This window comes from uncultured Phenylobacterium sp., assembly GCF_902826855.1.
Lineage (GTDB): Bacteria > Pseudomonadota > Alphaproteobacteria > Caulobacterales > Caulobacteraceae > Phenylobacterium.
Window position 1 is genome coordinate 1 of sequence record NZ_CADEGK010000280.1, and the last position, 4,976, is coordinate 4,976.

Sequence of the window (4,976 nt, forward strand, 5' to 3'; positions counted from 1 at the left end):
GATTAGCAGCACCCTCGAACATTACGTCGATCTGCCGGAACTCGACCTTCCCGACGTTCTCGAAGGCGCCAACTATCGGCAGCTGCGCGAGGAGGATGTTGAAGGGATCGCCTTGAGGCTACGGCAGCACTGGCGGATGGGCGATGGGCCCTGTGCCGATGTTGTCAGCGTTCTCGAGCGTGTCGGCTTCGTCGTTGGCAGCATCGAAATGGGGACTGCCAAGCTCGACGGCCTCTGCAGTTGGTCGCCTGTCGATGGCCGCCCGCACATCCTGCTGGCAAACGACAAGATGTCGTTCCCACGGCGCCAAATGGATGCCGCCCACGAAATGGCTCACGCGCTTCTTCATCGTAATGTGACGAAGGAAGAATTCGCGCGGGATCTGAAGTTCATTGAGACGCAGGCGTTTCGGCTCGCCAGCGCCTTTCTGATGCCGTCGACCAGTTACCCGATCGAAGTGCGCACTCCATCCCTGGCCAGCCTGCTGGCTTTGAAGGAGCGTTGGCGGGTGTCGATCAAAGCCCAAATTCGCCGGCTGTCGGACCTCGAAGTCATTCCGCCTGAATTCGCGACCCACCTCTACAAGCTCTATTCTGCCAAGGGGTGGTCGCGCGAAGAGCCGCTTGATCGCCAGTGGGAGCCCAGCGAACCCAGAGTCCTGCGTGACGCCCTGCAGCTGATCGTCGACGAAGGCGTCCGCACTAAAGCGGACTTGTTGGCCGTCGAGTTTACGATAACGGCCGGCGATGTTGAGAACCTTTGCGGTCTTCCGAACGGTTGGTTCAGCCGTGAAGCTGCGGAAGTCGTCCGCCTTAAAGCGCCGGCCGACCGGCCGTCGGCCGTAGGCGAGGGCGCCGTTATTCCATTTCGCAAGCGCTAACAAGTAATCGCTAATGCGTCGCATTAGCGTGGCGCTGAGAGCCAGCACGTTGCGATGGCCGGCCTGGGACCGTCGGGTGTGGACGAAGGCAAGGGTAGGGACGAAATGGCCGACCAGACCGATAACCTGATCGAACTCGATGAGCCGGCGGTCCACTCGCACACCCCGTCGGGTTGGCCGATCGAGACCATCGAGCTCAAGCCCGACGGCAAGGCGCCCAAGCACTATGGGCCTGACACCTACCGGTTTGGCGCAGCACTGACCCTAAGCGTCATCCTTCCCCGCAGAGGATGGACGCTCGTTAAGCGCACCAAGAACTATGCCTATTTGATCCCGCCGGCCGACAGCCTGAAACCGCCATTCAAAATCACCATCGCGGTCCCCCCAGCGGAGGAGTTTCTGGCCATCGCTCGCAGAAGCTACGCCAGGGGCGAAAGCTGGAGGGGCCAACTCGGCGAATGGCCTGCCTGGTATCTGCATGAGCGCAACAAGAATATGCAGAAGCTGACGCGCGACCCTACCACGGGCGCGATGGTGGCCGAGGTGATCGAAGAGCCGCCCGAGTCCAGCCTGGCCATGGGCGAATGGGGCGTCTGGGACATGCGGGCAACCGCAAGAGGCGGCCGCTTTGGTTTCGGCCACCTTTCACCTGATTTTCAAGCCGAGCACGGGCTCCGAACGCCCGACTCTCCAAAGCCCGCCCTTTGGGAGGGCGCCCCAAAGACCGTCGAGCTTTCGGTTTATGAGCGAAATCCGACGGCGCGACGCCTCTGCATCGAGCACTACGGGCCGACATGTCAGGCCTGCACGTTGAACTACGAAGAGAAATACGGCCCGATCGGCGCTCAGTTGATCCACGTTCATCACGTCACGCCGCTGTCGACCATCGGCGAGGCTTACGAGGTCGACCCGATCCGAGATCTCGTGCCCTTGTGCGCCACGTGCCACCACGTCGTGCACAGCCGCGATCCCCACTACTCCGTGGAGGAAATTAGAGCAGCCATCGCACTCAGGAGGCCGCCAGGAGAAGAGGGATAAAGCGGCTGCTGCCCCAAACGCGTTTCGCGCCTAATATATCATATAGAAAGAAATCGCTGCAAAACCAATGTGTTGCAAGTTGCGTATAATTATCATTATCGGAAATTGGACGAGAGGGCGCCCCAAAGTGAGGCGAGTATTCCTCAGTGTGCATCTGCCCTTGGGCTGTGCAGAAACTCAATCGCACGCATTCTACAGGCCAGCCTCTGGCGATCACGCGGTTCCGATGAACGGACCTTCCGAGCTTCGCTTCAGGATGGGAAGCGGACCCCTGGCGGCGGCCGAACTATGGACATGGTCCTCATCGCGTCCTCCGCCAGGGATCCTATTCGATGCCCCGCAACGTCATTTCTTCTCGCCGTCCAACACTCCGTACTGCACCCGGCTCAGCTGGCCTCCCTTCAGCACGCCAACGTCGAAGGCGGGCCTACCGTTAGATACGTAAGGGATCACCCATACAGGAACTCCCTCGGCCTGTGCCTTGGTGGCGATCTCGAGCAGCGAGCGTGGGGAAAGCTCCATCAAGGTGTGGTATTCGGCGGCTCTGGAAACGTGCTCGACGTCCGCGAAGGTCTCCACCTTCGGGGTCCACGCCGTCTGCAACGGATCGCCCTTGTGCTCCTTCAGCACGTTGTGCTCGGCATCCGTCTTTGTCCCTTTCGCAGAGGAATATACGGCGAGGTGGAGCGCGCCGTCCTCGTACTCGAACTTCGCCGCCGTGGGCGCCTCACCGGCCTTTTCGATGGCCTGAATGGCGTCAATCAGCGTGTGCTTGCTCGCCGGCAGGGCCTTCAGCAGCTCGGCGTCACTCCCGGCGTCTCTGGTCATCGCAGCTACGCTCGCGGCGTTTCCGCCCGCGCCCGCGCCCGCGCCTGGGCCGCCAGCGGCATAACTATCCGCAGGGGCCGCGACGGGCGCGGTCGCGTTCGTTGCGGCCGTTTTGTCCCGGTCGCCACAGCCTGCCAGAGTGATCGCGATCAGGCTGGCGGCCGCGGCCGTGGCCATCCGATTCGTGAGGTTCGCGCTCGACATGGGTCTCTCCTCCAGGTTTGACCGCCGCTGGACTGACGGGGAGGCCCTCGTGCCTCCCCGCGAGACATGCGCCGTGCCGTTTAAGGCAGTTTTAGCGGTCTGGAGCGATTGCCGAGGGGCTTCAGGACAGTCGGGTCGAGCACGGCCAAGTCGTCTCCGTCGGTGACCACGAGCCGCCGTGACCGCTCGCAAAAGGGGATCTTGTCTCCTTGGCCGCTACGGCCGAGCCACCTTCACCTTCTCCAGCGCGGCGTGGAGCCCGCCCGCGAGCTTGGTGGCGTCGTCGTTGGCCCAGAAGTGCATGAAGAAGAGGCGAGGCTCGTCGTCCAGCATGTGGTTGTGCAGGGCGGTGACCTCGATGCCGTTGGCGCGCAGCGCCTTGATCACCGGGTTCACTTCGTCGGCCGTAAGAACGAAGTCGCCGGTGATCGCCGCCTTGCCGCCGCCCGTCGGCTGGAAGTTGATGGCGATGGCCGAGCCCATGGCGGTCGGCACCGCCATGCCTCCGGCTTTGGGGGTCTCGGCCCGCGGAATGTTGAACTGCAGCACGCCGCCGTTGGGCGTGCCCTTGTAGCCGCCGATCGCTCGCTCCACGCCGGGGACATCCATGTCGAGCGGCGCGGGCGGGGCGGCGGCCGGGGCGGGCCCCATCGGCGTCCCGCTCTTGGCCAGGGCCGCGTGGATCGCCGTCGCCAGCTTCACCGCGTCACCGCGACCGTCGATGTGCATGTACATCGTCGCCGGGCTGGAGCGCAGCACGTGGTTGTGCAGGGCGGTGATGGAGAGCCCGTTCTCGACCAGCAGGCTCATCACAGGATTGATCTCGTCGTGGGTCAGCACCAGGTCGCCCATCACCATGGTCTGGCCGCCCATGTCGTGGAAGGCGACCCAGGAGCCGAGCGCCAGGCTCGGCTTGATGGCGACGCCATCGAGCGTGACCTTCAGATCCGACCGCGGCAGGCCGACGCGATAGACCTCGCCGGGCTGCACCGTCCCCGTTTTGCCAAGGGCGGCGCCGACCGCAGCCCAATCGGCCGCGGCGGCGGGAACAACCATGGCGGCCGCGCACGTGGCGCCAAGCAGCAGTGAACGGACAAGCATCGGGCATTCCTTTCGGCTGAGGTCAGGTCGAGGGTCACGGCGTCGAGACGCTGACACGCTCGCGCGGCGGCGGCGCGGTCATCCCCCGGCGGCTGTAGACCGACAGCACTCGACAGTCGCCCTTGTGGCCCTGGAGTTTTAAGGCAGTTTTACGCGGGGGGCCGAGGTCCCGCCCTTAAAACAGCCCTAAAGCAAGGCCTGTAGGCCGCGAAGCGGGGCAAGGTGCGCGAACGATGCGGCTACTGGTGATCGAGGATGAGGTTCGGATCGCCGAGCTGGTCTCGGACGCCCTGCGGCTGGCCGGTTTCGCCGTGGATTGCTTCGCAAGTCTGGCGGACGCCCGCGCCGCGGTGGCGACCATCGCCTACGACGCCGTGGTCCTCGACCGGGGCCTGCCCGACGGCGACGGCCTCGACCTTTTTCTCGACCTGCGCGCGGTCGCCGAGCGGCCGCCGGTTCTGATCCTCACCGCGAAGGACAGCGTGGAGGCCCGCGTCGCCGGCCTGGATGCGGGCGCCGACGATTTCCTCGTGAAGCCCTTCGCGATGGTGGAGTTGGTCGCCCGCGTGAAGGCTTTGCTGAGACGTCCGGGCGGCGCCCTCGGCGTGCGGCTGGAGGCCGGGGCGCTTCTCCTGGATACCGTCGGGCGCGACGCGACCGTGGGCGGAACGCCCCTCGCTCTGGCCAGGCAGGAGATCGCTATCCTCGAACACCTGATGCGGCGGTTGGGGCGGGTGGTGCCCAAGGCGCTGCTGGAGGAGAAGCTCTACGGCATAGACGATGAACTGGGGTCCAACGCCATTCCCGTCCACGTCCACCATCTGCGGCGCAAGCTCGCCGAGGCACAGGCGGGCTGCGCTATCCACACGGTGCGCGGCATCGGGTATTTTCTGCGGGAGCAGGCTTCGTTATCCGCCCCTGGAGG

The 4,976-nt window shown here is 64.6% G+C and carries 5 protein-coding genes; 3 read left to right on the forward strand and 2 right to left on the reverse strand.

All coding sequences use genetic code 11. The features are described from left to right. A partial coding sequence (locus QZV94_RS23230) for an ImmA/IrrE family metallo-endopeptidase (RefSeq protein ID WP_293682558.1) occupies positions 1–880 on the forward strand: 880 nt, incomplete at its 5' end. A 54-nt stretch (positions 881–934) separates the two neighbouring features. Continuing rightward, complete coding sequence (locus QZV94_RS23235) at positions 935–1,918, forward strand: HNH endonuclease (RefSeq protein ID WP_293682560.1); 984 nt, start codon at positions 935–937, stop codon at positions 1,916–1,918. Between the two features lie 345 nt (positions 1,919–2,263). On the opposite strand, the gene QZV94_RS23240 is transcribed toward QZV94_RS23235, so the two are convergent. Both QZV94_RS23240 and QZV94_RS23245 read right to left on the reverse strand, forming a co-directional pair. Continuing rightward, positions 2,264–2,950, reverse strand: coding sequence for a hypothetical protein (locus QZV94_RS23240; RefSeq protein WP_293682562.1), 687 nt, complete (start codon positions 2,948–2,950; stop codon positions 2,264–2,266). A gap of 216 nt (positions 2,951–3,166) precedes the next feature. Further along, positions 3,167–4,051, reverse strand: a complete 885-nt coding sequence (locus QZV94_RS23245; protein WP_293682564.1) for a DUF1259 domain-containing protein — start codon at positions 4,049–4,051, stop codon at positions 3,167–3,169. A 233-nt stretch (positions 4,052–4,284) separates the two neighbouring features. Here QZV94_RS23245 and QZV94_RS23250 point away from each other — a divergent pair. Next, the coding region (locus QZV94_RS23250; protein ID WP_293682566.1) for a response regulator transcription factor at positions 4,285–4,976 on the forward strand (692 nt) is incomplete at its 3' end.